Genomic DNA, 17,558 nt, shown 5'->3' with positions numbered 1-17,558 from the left:
ATGAAAGTTGGCATCAATGGCATGGGCCGCATCGGGCGACTGGCGCTGCGCGCCGCGCTGGGGGCGGCCGAGCGGCAGAGCGACGACCCGCGCGCGGGCAATCGGCTGGAGGTGGTGCACCTCAACGAACTCAAGGGCGGCGCCGCGGCCACTGCGCACCTGCTGGCCTTCGACAGCGTGCAGGGCAAGTGGCGGGCGAACATCGCCGCTGAGGGAGAGCACGTCGTCCACATCGACGACAAGCGCATGTCCTTCAGCGCGCATGGCGCGCCGGCTGAGATTCCCTGGGGTGACCTGGGCGTGGACGTCGTACTGGAATGCACCGGCAAGTTCCTCACGCCCGAAACGCTGCAGGGGCACCTGGATCGGGGTGCGAAGCGCGTGATCGTGGCCGCGCCGGTGAAGGTCGGCGGTGTGCTCAACATCGTGGTGGGCGTGAACCACGCGCAGTACGACCCGGCGCGCGACCGCATCGTCACCGCCGCGTCGTGCACCACCAATTGCCTGGTTCCTGTGGTGCAGGTGGTGCACGAGGCCATCGGCATCCGCCATGGCCAGATCACCACGCTGCACAACCCCACCAACACCAACCTGGTGGTGGATGCGCCGCACAAGGACCTGCGCCGAGCCCGCAGCGCGCTGATGAGCCTGGCACCCACCACCACCGGCAGCGCCACCGCCATTGCGCTCATCTATCCCGAGCTCAAGGGCAAGCTCAATGGCCACGCGGTGCGTGTGCCCGCGCTGAACGCCTCGCTCACCGACTGCGTGTTCGAGCTTCAACGCGAAACCACCGTAGAGGAGGTCAACGCCCTGTTCGAGCGCGCTTCGAAGGGCTCGCTGGCGGGCATCCTCGGCTACGAGACGCGCCCGCTGGTCAGCGTCGATTACGCGCGCGACACGCGCAGCTCCATCGTGGACGCGCTCTCCACCATGGTGACCGACGGGACGCTGCTCAAGGTGTACGCCTGGTACGACAACGAGATGGGTTACGCCTGCCGCATGGTCGACCTGGCCTGCCACATGAACGACGCGGGCATCTGACATGCAGCACGCCGCGCGCAACTACGCCATCGTCACCGCCGCCTACTGGGGCTTCACGCTCACCGACGGTGCGCTGCGCATGCTGGTGCTGCTGCACTTCTACAAGCTGGGCTATTCGCCGTTTGCCCTGGCCTTCCTGTTCCTGCTGTACGAGGCGGCGGGTGTGCTGGCCAACCTCATCGGCGGCTGGTTGGCCACGCGCTACGGCATCACGCGCATGCTCACGGTGGGGCTGGTCACGCAGATCGTTGGTTTCTCGCTGCTCTCGCTGTTGAATACGGCGTGGACCGCAGCCATGTCGGTGGCCTGGGTGGTGCTGGCCCAGGGCATCTGCGGGGTGGCGAAAGATCTCACCAAGACCGCCAGCAAGTCGGCCATCAAGGTGACGTCGGCGCAGGCGAAAGAGCAGGGTTCCGGTCAATTGTTCAAGTGGGTGGCCTGGTTCACCGGCAGCAAGAACGCCATGAAAGGCGTGGGCTTTTTCCTGGGTGGCCTGCTGCTGCAAGCCATTGGCTTTCAGGCCTCGCTGTGGTGCATGGCGGGCTTGCTGGCGCTGGTGCTGGTGGGCGTGGTGACTTTGCTGCCGCCCATGATGGGCAAGAGCCAGGCGTCGAAATCGGCGAAAGAGTTGTTCGCCAAGAACGCCGGCATCAACGCGCTGGCGGCCGCCCGCGTGGTGCTCTTTGGCGCGCGCGATGTCTGGTTCGTGGTGGGCGTGCCGGTGTTCCTGTACTCCCAGGGCTGGACCTTCACCATGGTGGGTGGCTTCCTGGCCGCCTGGACCATTGGCTATGGCATGGTGCAGGCGCTTGCGCCGCAGCTGGTGCGCCGCAGCGCGGATGGATTGAGCGCCGAGGTGCCGGCCGCGCGCCTGTGGTCGGCGCTGCTGGCGGTGGTGCCCATGGGCATCGCCGTGGCGGTGTACCTGCAGGTGCCTCACCTGGAATGGGCGGTGGTGGGCGGGCTCGGCCTGTTCGGTTTCGCGTTCGCGGTGAACTCCTCGGTGCACTCCTACCTGATCCTGGCCTACGCCGGGTCGGAGAAAGCGGCGGAAGACGTGGGCTTCTATTACGCCGCCAACGCGCTGGGCCGGTTCATGGGCACGCTGATGTCGGGCCTGCTGTACCAGTGGGGCGGGCTGCTCTATGCGCTCGCCGGATCGGCGGTGATGCTGGTCACCTGCTGGCTGATTACGCTGCGCCTGCCGCTGACCAGGCAGGCAAGACCTACCCTCGCACAGACGGAGCTGCTCCATGAATGAAACCGATGTCGTGCGCGCCCTGGGCGCACTCGCGCAGGAGACGCGCCTGCGCATCTTCCGCATGCTCGTGGTGGCAGGCCCCAAGGGCGTTCTGCCGGGGCACATGGCCGAAGCGCTGGACACGTCGCCCACGGCCATCTCTTTCCACCTCAAGGAACTGGTGCATGCGGGCCTGGCCAGCAGCGAGCGCGATGGCCGTCACCTGATCTACCGGGCGCAGTTCGCGCAGATGAACACGCTGCTGGGTTTTCTCACCGCGCACTGCTGCGAAGGGCAGCCGTGCGAGGTCACCGCGGTCGCTTGCGACCGCTGCTGAGACTGGATCATGGGTCTGTTCGAACGGTATCTGACGGTGTGGGTGGCCTGTGGCATTGCACTGGGCGTGGCCCTGGGCCTGGCATTGCCCGGTTTGTTCGAAGTGGTGGCGAGCCTGGAGATCGCCCACGTCAATCTTGTGGTGGCGGTGTTCATCTGGGTGATGATCTATCCGATGATGATCCAGATCGACTGGTCGGCCATCAAGGACGTGGGCAAGAAGCCGCAGGGCCTGGCCCTTACCCTCGTGGTGAACTGGCTCATCAAGCCCTTCACCATGGCAGCACTCGGCGTGTTGTTCTTCCATTATCTCTTTGCACCGTGGGTCGATCCGGTCTCGGCCAAGGAATACATCGCTGGCATGATCCTGCTCGGCGTGGCGCCCTGCACGGCCATGGTGTTCGTCTGGAGCCAACTGGTGAAGGGCGATGCCAACTACACATTGGTGCAGGTGTCCATCAACGACCTCATCATGGTGGTGGCATACGCGCCCATCGCCGCCTTTCTGCTTGGCCTTACCGATCTCACGGTGCCCTGGGAGACGCTGCTGCTCTCCACCGTGCTGTACGTGGTGTTGCCCTTGCTGGCCGGCATGGCCACGCGGCACCTGCTGAACCGAAAGTCGGACCATGCGGTGGCCGACTTCGTGGCGGTGCTCAAGCCGTGGTCGGTGGCAGGCCTGATCGCCACCGTGGTGCTGCTGTTCGGCTTCCAGGCCCGGACCATCGTGGCACAGCCGCTGGTGATCGCGCTGATTGCGGTGCCGCTTGTGCTGCAGTCTTACGGCATCTTCTTCATCACATGGTGGGGCGCGAAATGGCTCAAGCTGCGCCACGACGTCGCCGGGCCGGCGTGTCTGATCGGCACGTCCAACTTCTTCGAACTGGCCGTGGCCGTGGCCATCTCGCTGTTCGGCCTGAACTCGGGCGCTGCGCTGGCCACCGTGGTGGGCGTGCTGGTGGAAGTGCCGGTGATGCTGACGCTGGTGGCGCTCGTCAACGCCTGGCGGCCCATCGACCAACCTGCGAAGGCATGAGCCCATGATCACGATCTTTCACAACCCTGCCTGCGGGACATCGCGCAACACGCTGGCGCTCATCCGCAACAGTGGCGAAGAACCGCAGGTCATCGAATACCTGAAGACGCCACCCAGCCGCGAGACGCTCCAGCGCCTGGTGGCCGACATGAATGGCAGCGTGCGCGACATCCTGCGCGAGAAGGGGACGCCCTATGCCGAACTGGGCCTTGGTGAGGTGCACTGGACCGATGACCAACTGCTCGACTTCATCGTCCAGCACCCGATCCTCATGAACCGCCCCATCGTGGTGACGCCGTTGGGCACGCGGCTGTGCCGTCCTTCGGAGCGTGTGCTTGACATCCTCGAACACCCGCAGCAGGGAGCCTTCAGCAAGGAAGACGGCGAGCGGGTGGTGGACGAGAAGGGGGCGCGTGTCCGTGAACAACGCTGACTTGCCGCAGCTCGACGTCGACTCGTTCGAAGTGCCCGATGCGGCGCGCTTGCGCTCTACGCAGGCGTCCACGCATGCACCTCGCATCCTGTTGTTGTATGGCTCGTTGCGTCTGCGGTCCTTCAGCCGCCTGGTGGTGGAAGAGTCGGCGCGGCTGTTGCAGGCCATGGGCGCCGAGACTCGCGTGTTCCACCCCAGCGGCTTGCCACTGCCGGACGACGCGCCCGAGACGCATCACAAGGTGGTGGAGCTGCGCCAGCTGGCGACATGGGCCGAGGGCATGGTGTGGTGTTCGCCCGAGCGCCACGGTGCCATGACAGGGATCATGAAGGCACAGATCGACTGGATTCCCCTGTCGCTGGGCGCGGTGCGACCCACGCAAGGCAAGACGCTTGCAGTGATGCAGGTCAGTGGTGGCTCGCAGTCTTTCAATGCGGTGAACCAGATGCGCGTGCTGGGCCGCTGGATGCGCATGATCACCATTCCCAACCAGTCGTCCATCGCCAAGGCCTTCCAGGAGTTCGACGAGCACGATCGCCTCAAGCCTTCGGCGTACCACGACCGGGTGGTGGACGTGCTGGAGGAACTGGTCAAGTTCACGCTGCTCACGCGCGATGTGGCGCCTTATCTGGTGGATCGCTACAGCGAACGCAAGGAAAGCGCCGAAGCACTCATGCGCCGGGTGAACCAATCCGCGATCTGACTCACGCGGGCGAGCGCTTGAGCAGGGGCTCTCCCATTCGGATTCGATGGCCCGCGTCCACACTGTCGGCCAGGTGAAAGCCTGGCGGCGTGAACACGAGGATGGTGGAACCGTGTTCGAACCAGCCCATCTCCTGACCTTTGCCATAGCGGGCATTGCAGGGCAGTTCGTGCGGTCCGCGGTACTGCGCGTTGAGTGCCACGTCCACGGCGCGCAGCCGCATGCTGGCCACCAGAATCGCAGCGACCGGCACCAGCAGCAGCGGCGTGCCGTCGTCCTGTCGCAGGTAGAGGGCCGCGCGCTCGTTCTTGCAGAAGAGGTGCTCGATGCGCTTCAAGGCAATCGGGTTCACGTTCCAGGTGTCGCCGCAATGGAAGGTCACGTGTTCCAGCGTCAGCGAGTCGGGCGCATGAAAGTGGTGGTACATGCTGGAGGTCAGACGCAGGGTGACGTAGCTGCCGCCGCGCAGGGCGTCGATCATTTCGAGGGCACGCGCATCCGGGCCGAGCAGGTCGGTGAGCGGGTACGGGAATCCTTTGGCCTGGAACACCTGGGCGGTGGGATCGTCGCCGATGCGGCCGCACGCTCCCACGATCGCATCGCAGGGGCTCACCATCACATCGGCGCGGGCGTCGATGGGGCGCACGCCGGGTTTGAGTTCCCGCACGAAGCAATCGTGCAGGCTGTGGAACGAGGTCTTTTTCGCTTCGCTCAGGTCCAGTTCGGTGAAGGCGCGCCATACCGCCATCGACGCGTCGCGCACCCAGGGGTTCCGGATGCGGCTGAACCAGCCCATGAAGCGGGTGAGCGCGGCGCGAGGCACCCGGTTGGTGAGCAGGAAGTTGAGGTCCTCGTTCAGCGCGAGACGCTGGAGCTGTCTTGAGATGTTCATGGGCGCGTCATGTGGTCGACCTACAAACGACACACATCCAACGCACTGGAGCGCCTGCTGCATGTCCTACCTGTCCCATCTGCCCTACATCGTGCCTCTGGGCTCGCTGGCGCTGGCGCTGCCTTACCTGCGGCAACGCCTGCAACTCTCGCGTGCCAAGCACCGATCGCTGGCTGGCCACTCGCGCATGGCCAAGCGGCTGGCCGCCTGGCTGCCCGGCTATGCCTACGATGAAGAGAAATTTTTCGCCGGCGACGGTGCGCCGCCCGAGGTGGTGCATCTGCGCCGCGCTTCGTTCGACACCCTGGCGGCGGGGTACGCGCAGCGGTACGCGCAGACCCTGGCGCTCACCGCCGAGGCGCGCGAGGGACTGGCGGACCTGCAGTTCACCGGCAGCTACCGTGTGCCCTTCCAGTTCAGTCCGCATGTGCGTGAGCACCTCCAGGTGGGCGCCTTCGTGGCTTCGGCAGAAGGCAACACCGTGACCGACCTCGATGGCAACCAGTTCATCGACCTCACGGGTTCCTATGGCGTCAATGTCTTCGGCGTGGATGTCTACAAGGCCTGCATGGCCGAGGGTGCACGCATCGGCGAGACGCTGGGGCCGGTGCTGGGTGCCTACCACCCCTGTGTGGCCGACAACATCGCGCGCCTCAAGGACATCTCCGGCCAGGAACAGGTGTCCTTCCACATGTCGGGCACCGAGGCGGTGATGCAGGCCGTGCGCCTGGCGCGCTACCACACGCGGCGCAAACGGCTCGTGCGTTTCTGCGGTGCCTACCATGGCTGGTGGGAAGACGTGCAGCCCGGCCCGGGCAACCCGATGCCGCCGCGCGAGACCTTCACCCTCAAGGACATGGACGAGAAGAGCCTGCAGGTGTTGCGCACGCGGCGCGACATTGCCTGCGTGCTGGTGAATCCGTTGCAGGCCCTGCACCCCAACCGCAACGCACCCGGCGATTCGACGCTGGTGGACGGCAGCCGCCGCGCGGGCTACGACCGCGCCGCCTACACCGCGTGGCTGAAGCGCTTGCGACAGGTGTGCACCGAACGCGGCATCGTGCTGATCTTCGACGAGGTGTTCCTCGGATTCCGGCTGGCACCGGGCGGAGCGCAGGCGTACTTCGGTGTGCGGGCCGACCTGGTGACCTACGGCAAGTCGCTCGCCGGCGGCTACCCGGTCGGCGTGGTCTGCGGCCGCGCCGATCTCATGAAGCGCTTTCGATCCGAACGCCCGGCCGACGTGTGCTTTGCGCGTGGCACGTTCAACGCACATCCCTACGTGATGGGTGGCATGAATGCGTTCTTGCGCCGCCTGCAGACGCCGGAGATGCAGGCGCTTTACCAGGACCAGGACGCGACGTGGGACGCGCGAGCCCGGCGTTTCAACGACACCATGGCTGCCCACGGCCTGCCGGTGCGCGCCGCCAACCTGCAGAGCGTGTGGACACTGAACTACACCGAGCCGGGTCGGTATCACTGGATGTACCAGTACTTCCTGCGCTGGCATGGCCTGGCCTTGAGCTGGGTCGGCACAGGGCGCTTGATCTTCCGCCTGGACCTGCACGACGACGATTTTGAAGAGGTGCTGCGCCGCTGCGTGGCGGCTGCACAGGACATGAAGAACCAGGGCTGGTGGTGGCGCGCTTCGCGCACCACGCACCAGACCATCCGGCGGCAGATCCTGCGCGAGATGTGGCAGCACCTGCGCGGCTGAGGCGGCCTCAGCTGCGCTGGGCAATGCCCGGGTCGATGAGCTGGCCGCGCATGAGGTAGAGCGGCGCCTTGTGGTAGAGCTTGATGTCGTGGAACGGGTCCGTGAGGATCTTGGTCATCCACACCAGGCCCGTTTTCACGTCGGCGATGAAGAACAGATGGACCGTGCGAAACAGCAGCCCTCCCACACCGAGAGCGAGCCACAGCGCACCGACCTGGCGCGTGAATTCCATCGCCGTGGCAGGTGGTGGGAAGAGCCCGAACACACCGGGCGCCGCCCACACCAGCAGCGGCGTTCCCGCCCACAAGGCCATGAGCACCACCTTGCGGCGCAGGTTGTAGCCCACCTTGATGGCTTCCTTGTGGTCATGCGTGGCCTGGTTCACGTGGTCGTAGCCCTTGGGTTCGAAGAAGAAGTGGCCCGCCTGGCGGCTGGTCATGGCCACCAGCCATGCGATCAACGCCGCGAGCACCGGGTCGGTCCAGAGCAGCGCGTAGGCGACCACGAAGCTCATGGCGCTGATGAAGTGCAGCGTCTGGTTGATGCGGCTGTGGTGGTAGTAGCGGTGGTCGTCCCAGCGCTGGATTTCAAGGGTTCTGAAGAACTCGTTCACGGCAGCTCCATGGGTGGCAGGGGCGCGACAGGCGCATGACATGGTTGCGTGAACGTGTGAAAACCCGGTGACAGGTGTGCGCTGTCATCGCCGTGTTGCAATCGCCCGCAAACATGCCGCCATGAGCACATTGCACTCGGACCAGATCCTGGTGGAGGAATACCCGGCCTCCACGCCGTCGCTGCGCCTCTCGGTCGTGACTGAAACCTGGCCGCCCGAGATCAACGGGGTGGCGCTCACCCTGTCGCGCCTGGTCCAGGGCCTTTGCGCGCGCAACCACCAGGTGCAGTTGATCCGGCCGCGACAGACGCCGGTGGAGCAGGCATCCAGTCACACCGGTTTTGAAGAATTGCTCATGCGCGGCATGCCGATCCCGCGTTACCCGCAGCTCAAGCTGGGTCTGCCGGGCAAGCGGGCACTGATCCATGCCTGGACGCTCAAACGGCCCGACCTCGTGCACATCGCCACCGAAGGCCCGCTGGGCTGGTCGGCCCTGCAGGCCGCGCGCCACCTGCGCCTGCCGATCACCTCCGATTTCCGCACCAATTTCCATGCCTACAGCCAGCACTACGGCGTGGGCTGGCTGCGCAAACCGATCGTGGCCTACCTGCGCAAGTTCCACAACCTCACGCAACTCACCATGGTGCCCACGCAGGCCCTGCGCGACGAGCTGCTGGATAGCGGCTTCGACAACGTGCAGGTGGTGGCGCGCGGCGTCGACACGCAACTGTTCAATCCGGCACGCCGCAGCGAGGCGTTGCGCGCGTCGTGGGGCGCCGGTGCACACACCCTGGTGCTGCTGGTGGTGGGCCGCCTGGCTGCCGAGAAGAACCTTGACGTGGCGCTTCGGTCCTTCGAGGCCATGCGCACACGCCACCCGGATGTGAAGCTGGTGGTGGTGGGCGATGGGCCGCTGCGAGAGAGCTTGCACCAGCGCTGCCCGCAGGCGGTGTTCGCGGGCATGCGCCGGCACGACGAACTGGCCGGCTACTACGCCTCGGCCGACGTGTTCCTGTTTCCCAGCCTCACCGAGACCTTTGGCAACGTGACGGTGGAGGCCCTGGCCAGTGGCTTGCCGGTGCTCGCGTTCAACACCGCCGCCGCGGCCGACTGGGTGCAGCACGAGGGCAACGGCTGGCTGGTGGCGCCGAAAGATGAAGCCGCTTTCGTTCAAGCCGCAACAGGGCTGGCGGCGCAGCCGGGACGCATCGCACACGCCGCCGCGCGGGCGCGATCGGAAGTTGCTCAGATCGACTGGCAGCAGATCGCATGGCAGGTGGAGGGCTTGTTTCTGCGGGTGGCGGCGAATGTGACACGGTGATGTCGAAGACGCATGATGAAGTACGGGTGGGGGTTTTCATCCGATTCACGGAAGCGTCATGTGCGATCGGGACACTGCGTGGGTCTTTCAACCACCCACGCAAGCCAACATGTCCCACCATTCCGACGACTCCTTCAACGACTCGCCCAACGAACATTTCCAGGACGTGCTGGAACGCAGCGGCCGCACGCCGCTGAACCGCCGCAACCTCATCCGTGGCGGCATTGGCCTGGCCGCGCTCTCCACCATCCCGTTCCTCTCGGCCTGCGGCGGTGGCGGCGATGACGCACCTGCCCCCGCCCCCGCGCCCGCGCCCGGCACGCCGAGCGAGACGGCGCTCGGTTTCAGCGCCGTCGACAAGAACCTGCTCGACAACGTGACGCTGCCCGCCGGCTACACCTACACCGTGCTGCACGCCACCGGTGACCGGCTGGTGTCAAGCATCCCCGCGTACAGCAACCTGGGCACGGAAACGGACGAATGGACGATGCGCGTGGGCGATCACCACGACGGCATGGACCTCTTCTATATCGACTCGCTGGGTCGCTACACCGCCACCGACACGGGTCGCGCGGTGCTGGTCGTCAACCACGAAAGCTCGGCCGACTCGCACTTCTTCCATCCCACCGGCCAGACCTCTGCCGGTGTGTCGGGCAAGAAGTTCAGCCAGTTCGGCGGCTGGGACCTGGGCGTGCGGCCCGAACTGGAAGTGCTGAAGGAAATCAACCACCATGGCGTGTCGGTGGCCGAGATCGGCAAGAACGCCTCGGGCCAGTGGACCCACAAGCTCGATTCCCTCTACAACCGCCGCGTCACCGGCCAGTCGCCGATGCGCATTGCCGGCCCGGCCGCCCATCTGGCCGACATCCGCGCCTTCATGGTGACGAAGTTCGACACCACCGGCGCCACCTCGCGCGGCACCATCAACAACTGCGGCCATGGCAAGACCCCCTGGGGCACCTACCTGGCTTGTGAAGAGAACTGGGCGGCGTACTTCAACATGCCACAGGGTTCCACGGCGGTGGACGCCAAGACCAGCACCTCGCGTCAGCGTTACGGCGTGGCCCGCACGGCCATCGCGGGTGGTGCCACCACGGCCGGTTCGCAAGGCTGGTACGCCACCGCCACGGCCGCCACCGACGACCGCTTCGGTCGCTGGGACATCTCGGCACCGGGCGCCACCGCCGCGCTGGACTTCCGCAACGAGCCCAACACCTTCGGCTACAACGTGGAAATCGACCCGCTGACCAGCGGCACGCCCGCCAAGCGCGTGGCCATGGGCCGCTTCGCCCATGAGGCTGCCGTGTGCAGCATTCCGGTGGTGGGCCAACCTCTGGCGTTCTACATGGGTTGCGACTCGCAGAACGAGTACATCTACAAGTTCGTTTCCACCGCCGTGTGGAGCGCCAGCGACGTGGGCGGTGGCCTGGCCGCCGGCGACAAGTACCTGAACGAGGGCAAGCTGTACGTGGCGAAGTTCAACGCCAATGGCAGCGGCGAGTGGCTCGAACTCAACATCGCCAACCCCGCCATCTCGGGCTATGCCACCTACGTGTTCGCCAACCAGGCCGATGTACTGGTGAACGCGCGCCACGCCGCCGACGCTGTGGGCGCCACCAAGATGGACCGTCCGGAGTGGGGCGCCATCAACCCGAAGAACGGTGAGGTCTACTTCACCATGACCAACAACGGCAGCCGCAACGTGGCCAACGCCGACGCCGCCAACCCGCGCGCGTATGCCGACGTGGACGGCCGCGCCCGCACCGGCAACCCCCACGGCCACATCATCCGCTTCAAGGAACTGGCCGGCGCCTCCACCGCGACCAGCTTCAACTGGGACATCTTCCTCTTCGGCGCGGAGGAGGACTCGGGCGCAAACATCAACCTCTCGGGCCTGAACGCGAAGAACGACTTTGCTTCACCCGATGGCCTGTGGTTCAGCCAGGCCACCGGCATCTGCTGGATCCAGACCGACGACGGCGCCTACACCGATGTCACCAACTGCATGCTGCTTGCCGCCATTCCGGGGTCGGTGGGTGACGGCGGTGCGGTCACGGTGAACAACAGCCTGGGCGGCGCCACCGGCACGCAGAACACCTTCCTGGGTGCTGCGCTGGGCGAGACCCGGCTGCGCCGCTTCCTGGTGGGCACGGCGGGCTGCGAGATCACCGGCATCACCGAAACGGCGGACGGCCGCACGCTGTTTGTGAACGTGCAGCACCCGGGTGAAAGCACGCCGGCCTACGGCGCCGGGCCGTTCACGTTCCAGAGCCAGTGGCCGGGCAACCAGGGTTATGGCCCCGCCGGCCGACCGCGTTCGGCCACCATCGTCATCACCCGCACCGACGGCGGCGTGATCGGCCTCTGAGCCCCTGGCGCCGCCTCAGCGCGGCGCTGCGGGGTGGGCTTCCGGCGGGCGCTGCTCCATGTAGCCGCGCCCGTCCTTCACGCCGGTCTGGCCAACGATCTGCCAGGCCGTGCGTTGCCCGATCAAGCGGGCGAGGAATTCCAGTTCTTCGTCGGTGTGGTTGATCGCCGGCGCGGGCGTGAGGAAGCGACCGCCGCGCGGCTGCACCTCGCCCCAGAACGACTGGTGGTAGCTCGATACCGACACGGCGCGGTTGCCGTTCGATTCCATGTCGACGGTGCCATAGCAGTTGCAGAAGTAGCTGCGACCGCCCTGGTCGGCCATGATTTCGGTGTAGACGCCGGTGCCGCGGATGCCGGCGGTCAGCGTGGGTGTCACGATGCTGCGGTTGCGGCCGGGCCCGAATGCACTCACCACCGCCCCGGAGAGCAGGCGCAGCAGGCTCGCCGTGTTCAGCGTGCTGCCACGCTCCACGCGCAGGCGCGAGTTCTGCCGCACATGGAAAGCGGCGTTGCCGATCAGGAACACCAACCTGGACGCCGGCCCGGTCAGGATGTCGTCGCCGGTCTGCACCGTCTGCTGCGGCACCATGCGCTGGCCGTTGAGCATCACGTCACCCACGAACTCCACCACGTTGCTGCGCTGCTGGGCCAGGGCCGCCGGCAGGCCACCGGCCATCACCCAGGCAGCGGCGGCCTTGAGCGTGTCGCGACGCTGGAACCACAGAACCTCGTCTTCGCTTCGGCCTTGCAGGGTGTGCTGGGTCATGCGTTGTCTCCAGGTGGTGAATCGGTGAGGGCGGAAGCGCCTTCGGCCATGAAACTGTCGCGAACCGTGAAGTAGATCGAGGTGTGGAACATGGAGGCCATGAACAGCACCATGGGGTACAGGATGAGGTTGAGCGCCTGCGTGCCACCCAGCAGCGTGGTCAGCAGGCTCATGAACAGGCCCACCAGCATGAAGACACCGACCCAGCCAAAGAAGTAGACCAGCATGGCGCCCTTGTTGGACCAGCAGGCCAGCAGGCTGAAGAACAGGCTCTTCAAGGGGCTCACGCCGTGCCAGTGCACCAGGGCCGGTGCGTGCCAGAAGGCCATGAGCAGCGGCACATAGAGCACCATCGCCGCCCACAGGCCCTCGTTGGCGAACAGGTTGCGCACCATTTCCGGCGACACCTCGCCTTCGGGCACGTCGGGCGCCACCGGCGGCACATCGGTTCCAAACAAGGCCGAGACACCCAGCACCAGCATCAGGCCGGCGGCATACATGGCGCCCAGAATGAGCATGGAGCGCGTCTTCGACGGCCCGGCCCGAAAACCGGAGATCAGCAGCGACGGCATGGGAAAGCGACCGTGGGACGCTTCCTGGCTGGCGGCCATGAGGCCCAACGTGGCGGCCGGCACCAGCGTGAGCGAGATGGCGGTGCCCAGCACGGGCACCAGCGAGACGATGGACACCGTGGCCATGAACATGAAGAACAGGCCCGACATGGCCAGCGGCTGGCGGAAGAAGGTCTTCACGCCCAGCTTGACCCATTGCAGGCCGGTGCGGGCGGGGACGAGGTTGAGTTTCATGCGGGTTGGAGGGCGTCTTCGCGCAGCAGGGCCGACAGTGCCTGCGTGTCGCGCACACGGGCGCGCAGCACGCGTTCGAAATGGGAGGGGTCGTGGGCCTGGAGCAGCGCGGCCTCGCGCGGCAGATGGAGGTCCCACAGGCGGGAGATCCAGAAGCGCAGGGCGCCGGCGCGCAACAGCGCGGGGAGCAGTTGCCGTTCGGCGGCGCCCAGCGGGCGAACCGCCTGGTAGGCCGCCAGCAAGGCCAGAGAACGCGGCGAGTCCAGCGAACCATCGTGGTCTTCGTCGTGCAGCACGCACCAGTCGTTCAGGCAGACCGCAATGTCAAAGAGGAAGGTGTCGCAGCCCGCGAAATAGAAATCGAAGAATCCGGTGAGCTCCCCTTCCTCGAACATGGCGTTGTCCCGGAACAGGTCGGCGTGGATCGGCCCACGCGGCAGCGCGGCGTAGGCCGGACTCCCGGCCACGTGGTTCTGGTAGGCCAACTCCGAGCGGATCAGGTCCGCCTGCGGCGAAGTGAGGAAGGGCAGCACCACCGGCACGGTTTCGTTCCACCAGGGCAACCCGCGCAGGTTGGGCTGGCTCAGCGGAAAATCGCGCCCTGCCAGGTGCATGCGGGCCAGCATGGCGCCCACGGCCTCGCATTGCGCCACGCCCGGCGCGAGGTCGCTGCGTCCGCGCAACTTGGCCACCACCGCCGCCGGTTTGCCCTGCACGGCGTGGAGGATCTCGCCCTGGCCATTGGCCGCCGGGGCCGGCACGGGAATGCCGCGTTCGGCCAGAAACTTCATCAGGTGAAGGTAGAACGGCAACTGCTCGAAGCCGAGCCGTTCGAACACGGTCAACACATGCTCCTGCGTGGCGCCGTCGCGCTCGCTGGTCACGAAGTAATTGGTGTTTTCAATGCCGCCCTGGATGCCCCGGAGCTCGGTGAGATCGCCGAGATCGAGCGTGTGGAGGAGGGCGGCGGCTTCGGTGAACGCGACTTCGGTGTAGACAGCCATGTCGCAGGCGATCAGAAGTTCAGCACGCGCCAGCTGCTGCGCCCGGCGTTGCCGGTGCGCTTGCCACTTGAGTCGGTGGATCCGGCCCCCTCGGGCTGGATCTGGTAGGCCGGCGCGCCATTCTTGGGCTGCACGTCGATGCTCTGCGTCTGCCCGCCCACGCGCAACTCGTCGATCCGGGTCAGGCTGTCCTCGTGCGTGATGCGTTCGATCCGGTCTCGCGGCGATCCGGGTTCTCGAGGCGACTCCGTGGGCGCCACGGGGGCGACCTGGGCCAGTGCAGTCAGGGTGGCACAACCGCCGAGGGCGAGTGCGGCGAGGGAGCGGCGGAGGTTCGGGGTCATGCGGCATTGTAGGCAAGGCAGGCCGGCAGCGCCGCGACAGGGGCGAAGCCGGTTACCACTGGATACGCAGCCGGCGGCGGGCTGGATGCGGCACGATCTCCGCCACAATCGCCCCATGTCCGACGCCCAGACCCCCTCCCCGAACCCCGCGCCCACGCTGCTGCTGGTCGACGGTTCCAGCTACCTCTACCGCGCGTTCCACGCCATGCCCGACCTGCGGGCCGTGCCGGGCGACCCCTCCAGCCCCGCCACCGGGGCCATCCGGGGCATGGTCAACATGATGCAGAAGCTGCGCAAGGACGTGCGCGCAGACTACGCTGCCTGCGTCTTCGACGCCAAGGGGCCGACTTTCCGGGACGCGCTCTACCCTGAGTACAAGGCCAACCGCTCACCCATGCCCGACGATTTGCGCTCGCAGATCGGCCCGATCCACGAAGTGGTGAAGTTGCTGGGCTGGAAGGTGCTGGACGTGCCGGGCGTGGAGGCGGACGACGTGATCGGTACGCTGGCCCATATCGCGTCGCAGCAGGGCATCACCTGCATCATCTCCAGCGGCGACAAGGATTTGAGCCAGCTGGTCAACGAACACATCACGGTGATCGACACCATGAACGACCGGCGCCGGGACGTGGCCGGTGTGACGGCGGAGTTTGGCGTGCCGCCCAGCCTGATGCTGGACTACCAGACCCTGGTGGGCGACCAGGTGGACAACGTGCCCGGCGTGCCCAAGGTGGGGCCGAAGACGGCGGTGAAATGGCTGCTGGAGTATGGCTCGCTCGAGGCGCTGGTGGCGCGCGCTGGCGAGATCAAGGGTGTGGCGGGCGAGAACTTGCGCAATGCACTCGAATGGCTGCCCAGGGGCCGTGAGTTGCTCACCATCAAGACGGACTGCGATCTGAAGGACCACATCGAGGGACTGCCCTCGCTGGAGGCCATCACCATCGGCGGACAGGACACCGAGGCGCTCAAGACCTTCAGCGAAAATTACGGTTTCAAGGGTCTCGTGAAGGCGCTCGAGCAGCACGATGTGCACCCCGAACTGATCGAGGAGCACAAGTCGCGATCGGGCAATACCGCCCCGGGGCTGTTTGACGAGCCGGACCTGAGCGGCACCACGCAGGCCACCAACCTGAAGTACGACACCATTCTTGACTGGGGCCTGTTCGACGACTGGCTCGCCAGGGTGCAGGCTGCAGACCTGGTCGCCATCGACACCGAGACGACCTCGCTGGACGAAATGCGCGCCGAGATCGTGGGCATCAGCTTCAGCGTGACGCCGGGCGAGGCCGCCTACATCCCGCTTCGCCACAGCGGTCCCGATGCGCCGGCTCAATTGCCGTTCGACGACGTGCTGGCGCGCCTCAAACCCTGGCTGGAGGACGGCAGCCGCAAGAAGCTCGGGCAGCACGTGAAGTACGACCGCCACGTGTTTGCCAACCACGGCATCGAGGTGCAGGGATACGCGCACGACACCATGCTGCAGAGCTACGTGCTGGAGGTGCACAAGCCACATGGCCTGGCCAGCCTGGCCGAGCGACACCTGGGACGGCAAGGCATCAACTACGAGGACCTGTGCGGTAAAGGCGCGCACCAGATTCCCTTTGCCCAGGTCGACGTGGCCAAGGCGGCCGAGTATTCCTGCGAGGACAGCGACCAGACGCTGGACGTGCACCTGGCGCTGTGGCCGAAGCTGGAGGCCGACGAGAAGCTGAAGTTCGTCTACGAGCTGGAGATGGCGAGCAGCGAGGCGCTCTACCGCATCGAGCGCAACGGCGTGCTGATCGACGCGCCCACGCTGGCCGCGCAGAGCCACGAACTCGGCCAGCGCATCGTGGCGCTGGAACAGGAGGCGTACGCCATCGCCGGACAGCCTTTCAACCTGGCCAGTCCCAAGCAACTGGGCGAGATCTTCTTCGACAAACTGGGCCTCCCGGTGATCAAGAAGACCGCGACTGGCGCGCGCAGCACCGACGAAGAGGTGCTGGAAAAGCTCGCCGAGGATTACCCTTTGCCCGCCAAGATCCTCGAACACCGGGGCCTGTCCAAGCTAAAGGGCACGTACACCGACAAGCTCGCCCAGCTCGCGCTGCCGCGCACCGGGCGCGTGCACACGCACTACGCGCAGGCCGTGGCCGTGACCGGGCGACTCTCCAGCAACGACCCGAACCTGCAGAACATCCCGATCCGCACACCCGAAGGCCGTCGCGTGCGCGAGGCGTTCGTGGCGCCCGCCGGCCATGTGATCGCCAGTGCCGACTACTCGCAGATCGAGCTGCGCATCATGGCGCACATCAGTGGGGATGAAGCCCTGCTGCGCGCTTTCCACGAAGGGCTGGACGTGCACCGCGCCACGGCGGCCGAGGTGTTCGGCGTTGAATCGGCGCAGGTGAGCAGTGAGCAGCGCCGCTACGCCAAGGTCATCAACTTCGGCCTCATCTACGGCATGAGCGCCTTTGGCCTGGCCAAGGCGCTGGCCATCGACAACACGGCGGCCAAGAACTACATCACGCGCTATTTCGAGCGCTTCGAAGGCGTCAAGCGCTACATGGACGAAACGCGCCAGAGCGCCAAGGCTCGCGGCTACGTGGAAACGGTGTTCGGCAGGCGCCTGTACCTGCCCGAGATCAACAGCCCCAACGGTCCGCGTCGCAGCGGCGCCGAGCGTGCCGCCATCAACGCCCCCATGCAGGGCACCGCCGCCGACCTCATCAAGCTCAGCATGGTGGCGGTGCAGAAGGCGCTGGACGAACAACGCCGGGGCACCCGGATGATCATGCAGGTGCACGACGAACTGGTGTTCGAAGTGCCCGAAGGCGAGGTGGACTGGCTCAGGACCGAGATTCCGCACCTCATGGCCGGCGTGGCCGCCCTCAAGGTCCCGTTGCTGGCCGAAGTGGGCGTCGGCCCGAACTGGGACAAAGCCCATTGAGGGC

The 17,558-nt window shown here is 66.2% G+C and carries 16 protein-coding genes; 10 read left to right on the top strand and 6 right to left on the bottom strand.

Translation table 11 applies throughout. The features are described from left to right. From ACTIEY_RS00965 to arsH, 6 genes are read left to right on the top strand one after another with little or no spacing between them, the layout of a single operon-like run. Nucleotides 1-1,044, top strand: coding sequence for an ArsJ-associated glyceraldehyde-3-phosphate dehydrogenase (locus ACTIEY_RS00965; RefSeq protein ID WP_439517275.1), 1,044 nt, complete (start codon nt 1-3; stop codon nt 1,042-1,044). 1 nt (nt 1,045) lies between these two features. After that, on the top strand, nt 1,046-2,305 hold the full coding sequence (gene arsJ, locus ACTIEY_RS00960) for an organoarsenical effux MFS transporter ArsJ (protein ID WP_439517274.1): 1,260 nt from the start codon (nt 1,046-1,048) through the stop codon (nt 2,303-2,305). Continuing rightward, nucleotides 2,298-2,621, top strand: a complete 324-nt coding sequence (locus ACTIEY_RS00955; RefSeq protein WP_439517273.1) for an ArsR/SmtB family transcription factor — start codon at nt 2,298-2,300, stop codon at nt 2,619-2,621. Before arsJ ends, ACTIEY_RS00955 begins: the two co-directional genes overlap by 8 nt. Before the next feature lie 9 nt (nt 2,622-2,630). Beyond that, on the top strand, nt 2,631-3,656 hold the full coding sequence (arsB, locus tag ACTIEY_RS00950) for an ACR3 family arsenite efflux transporter (protein WP_439517272.1): 1,026 nt from the start codon (nt 2,631-2,633) through the stop codon (nt 3,654-3,656). A gap of 4 nt (nt 3,657-3,660) precedes the next feature. After that, nucleotides 3,661-4,089, top strand: coding sequence for an arsenate reductase (glutaredoxin) (gene arsC, locus ACTIEY_RS00945; RefSeq protein ID WP_439517271.1), 429 nt, complete (start codon nt 3,661-3,663; stop codon nt 4,087-4,089). Next, nucleotides 4,076-4,792, top strand: a complete 717-nt coding sequence (gene arsH, locus ACTIEY_RS00940) for an arsenical resistance protein ArsH (RefSeq protein ID WP_439517270.1) — start codon at nt 4,076-4,078, stop codon at nt 4,790-4,792. The genes arsC and arsH overlap by 14 nt, the downstream gene beginning before the upstream one ends. A 1-nt stretch (nt 4,793) precedes the next feature. Here arsH and asd read toward each other — a convergent pair whose 3' ends face one another. Beyond that, on the bottom strand, nt 4,794-5,684 hold the full coding sequence (gene asd / locus ACTIEY_RS00935; RefSeq protein ID WP_439517269.1) for an archaetidylserine decarboxylase: 891 nt from the start codon (nt 5,682-5,684) through the stop codon (nt 4,794-4,796). Between the two features lie 61 nt (nt 5,685-5,745). On the opposite strand from asd, the gene ACTIEY_RS00930 reads away from it, so the two are divergent. Then, nucleotides 5,746-7,401, top strand: coding sequence for an aminotransferase class III-fold pyridoxal phosphate-dependent enzyme (locus ACTIEY_RS00930; RefSeq protein WP_439517268.1), 1,656 nt, complete (start codon nt 5,746-5,748; stop codon nt 7,399-7,401). Nucleotides 7,402-7,408: 7 nt separating this feature from the next. Here the strand turns inward: ACTIEY_RS00930 and ACTIEY_RS00925 are convergent, their stop codons facing one another. Continuing rightward, complete coding sequence (locus ACTIEY_RS00925) at nt 7,409-8,014, bottom strand: hypothetical protein (RefSeq protein ID WP_439517267.1); 606 nt, start codon at nt 8,012-8,014, stop codon at nt 7,409-7,411. 121 nt (nt 8,015-8,135) lie between these two features. Here ACTIEY_RS00925 and ACTIEY_RS00920 point away from each other — a divergent pair, with 121 nt between their 5' ends. After that, on the top strand, nt 8,136-9,335 hold the full coding sequence (locus tag ACTIEY_RS00920; protein ID WP_439517266.1) for a glycosyltransferase family 4 protein: 1,200 nt from the start codon (nt 8,136-8,138) through the stop codon (nt 9,333-9,335). Between the two features lie 109 nt (nt 9,336-9,444). Next, complete coding sequence (locus ACTIEY_RS00915; protein WP_439517265.1) at nt 9,445-11,703, top strand: PhoX family protein; 2,259 nt, start codon at nt 9,445-9,447, stop codon at nt 11,701-11,703. A 15-nt stretch (nt 11,704-11,718) separates the two neighbouring features. On the opposite strand, the gene ACTIEY_RS00910 is transcribed toward ACTIEY_RS00915, so the two are convergent. From ACTIEY_RS00910 to ACTIEY_RS00895, 4 genes are read right to left on the bottom strand one after another with little or no spacing between them, the layout of a single operon-like run. Further along, nucleotides 11,719-12,471, bottom strand: a complete 753-nt coding sequence (locus ACTIEY_RS00910; protein WP_439517264.1) for an iron dicitrate transport regulator FecR — start codon at nt 12,469-12,471, stop codon at nt 11,719-11,721. Then, complete coding sequence (locus tag ACTIEY_RS00905; RefSeq protein ID WP_439517263.1) at nt 12,468-13,277, bottom strand: BPSS1780 family membrane protein; 810 nt, start codon at nt 13,275-13,277, stop codon at nt 12,468-12,470. The genes ACTIEY_RS00910 and ACTIEY_RS00905 overlap by 4 nt, the downstream gene beginning before the upstream one ends. Beyond that, entirely contained in the window at nt 13,274-14,281 is a 1,008-nt protein-coding gene (locus ACTIEY_RS00900; RefSeq protein WP_439517262.1) for a homoserine kinase, read from the bottom strand. Before ACTIEY_RS00900 ends, ACTIEY_RS00905 begins: the two co-directional genes overlap by 4 nt. 11 nt (nt 14,282-14,292) lie before the next feature. Next, nucleotides 14,293-14,625 (bottom strand): DUF2782 domain-containing protein, encoded by a 333-nt coding sequence (locus ACTIEY_RS00895; protein ID WP_439517261.1) that lies wholly within the window; start codon nt 14,623-14,625, stop codon nt 14,293-14,295. Nucleotides 14,626-14,740: 115 nt separating this feature from the next. On the opposite strand from ACTIEY_RS00895, the gene polA reads away from it, so the two are divergent. Next, complete coding sequence (gene polA, locus ACTIEY_RS00890; RefSeq protein WP_439517260.1) at nt 14,741-17,554, top strand: DNA polymerase I; 2,814 nt, start codon at nt 14,741-14,743, stop codon at nt 17,552-17,554. Nucleotides 17,555-17,558: the final 4 nt, after the last annotated feature.

The sequence above is a fragment of the Hydrogenophaga sp. genome (assembly GCF_051858985.1).
Lineage (GTDB): Bacteria > Pseudomonadota > Gammaproteobacteria > Burkholderiales > Burkholderiaceae_C > Hydrogenophaga.
The sequence above is the reverse complement of the archived record's forward strand: the minus strand, read 5'-3'. Positions and strand labels throughout refer to the sequence as shown.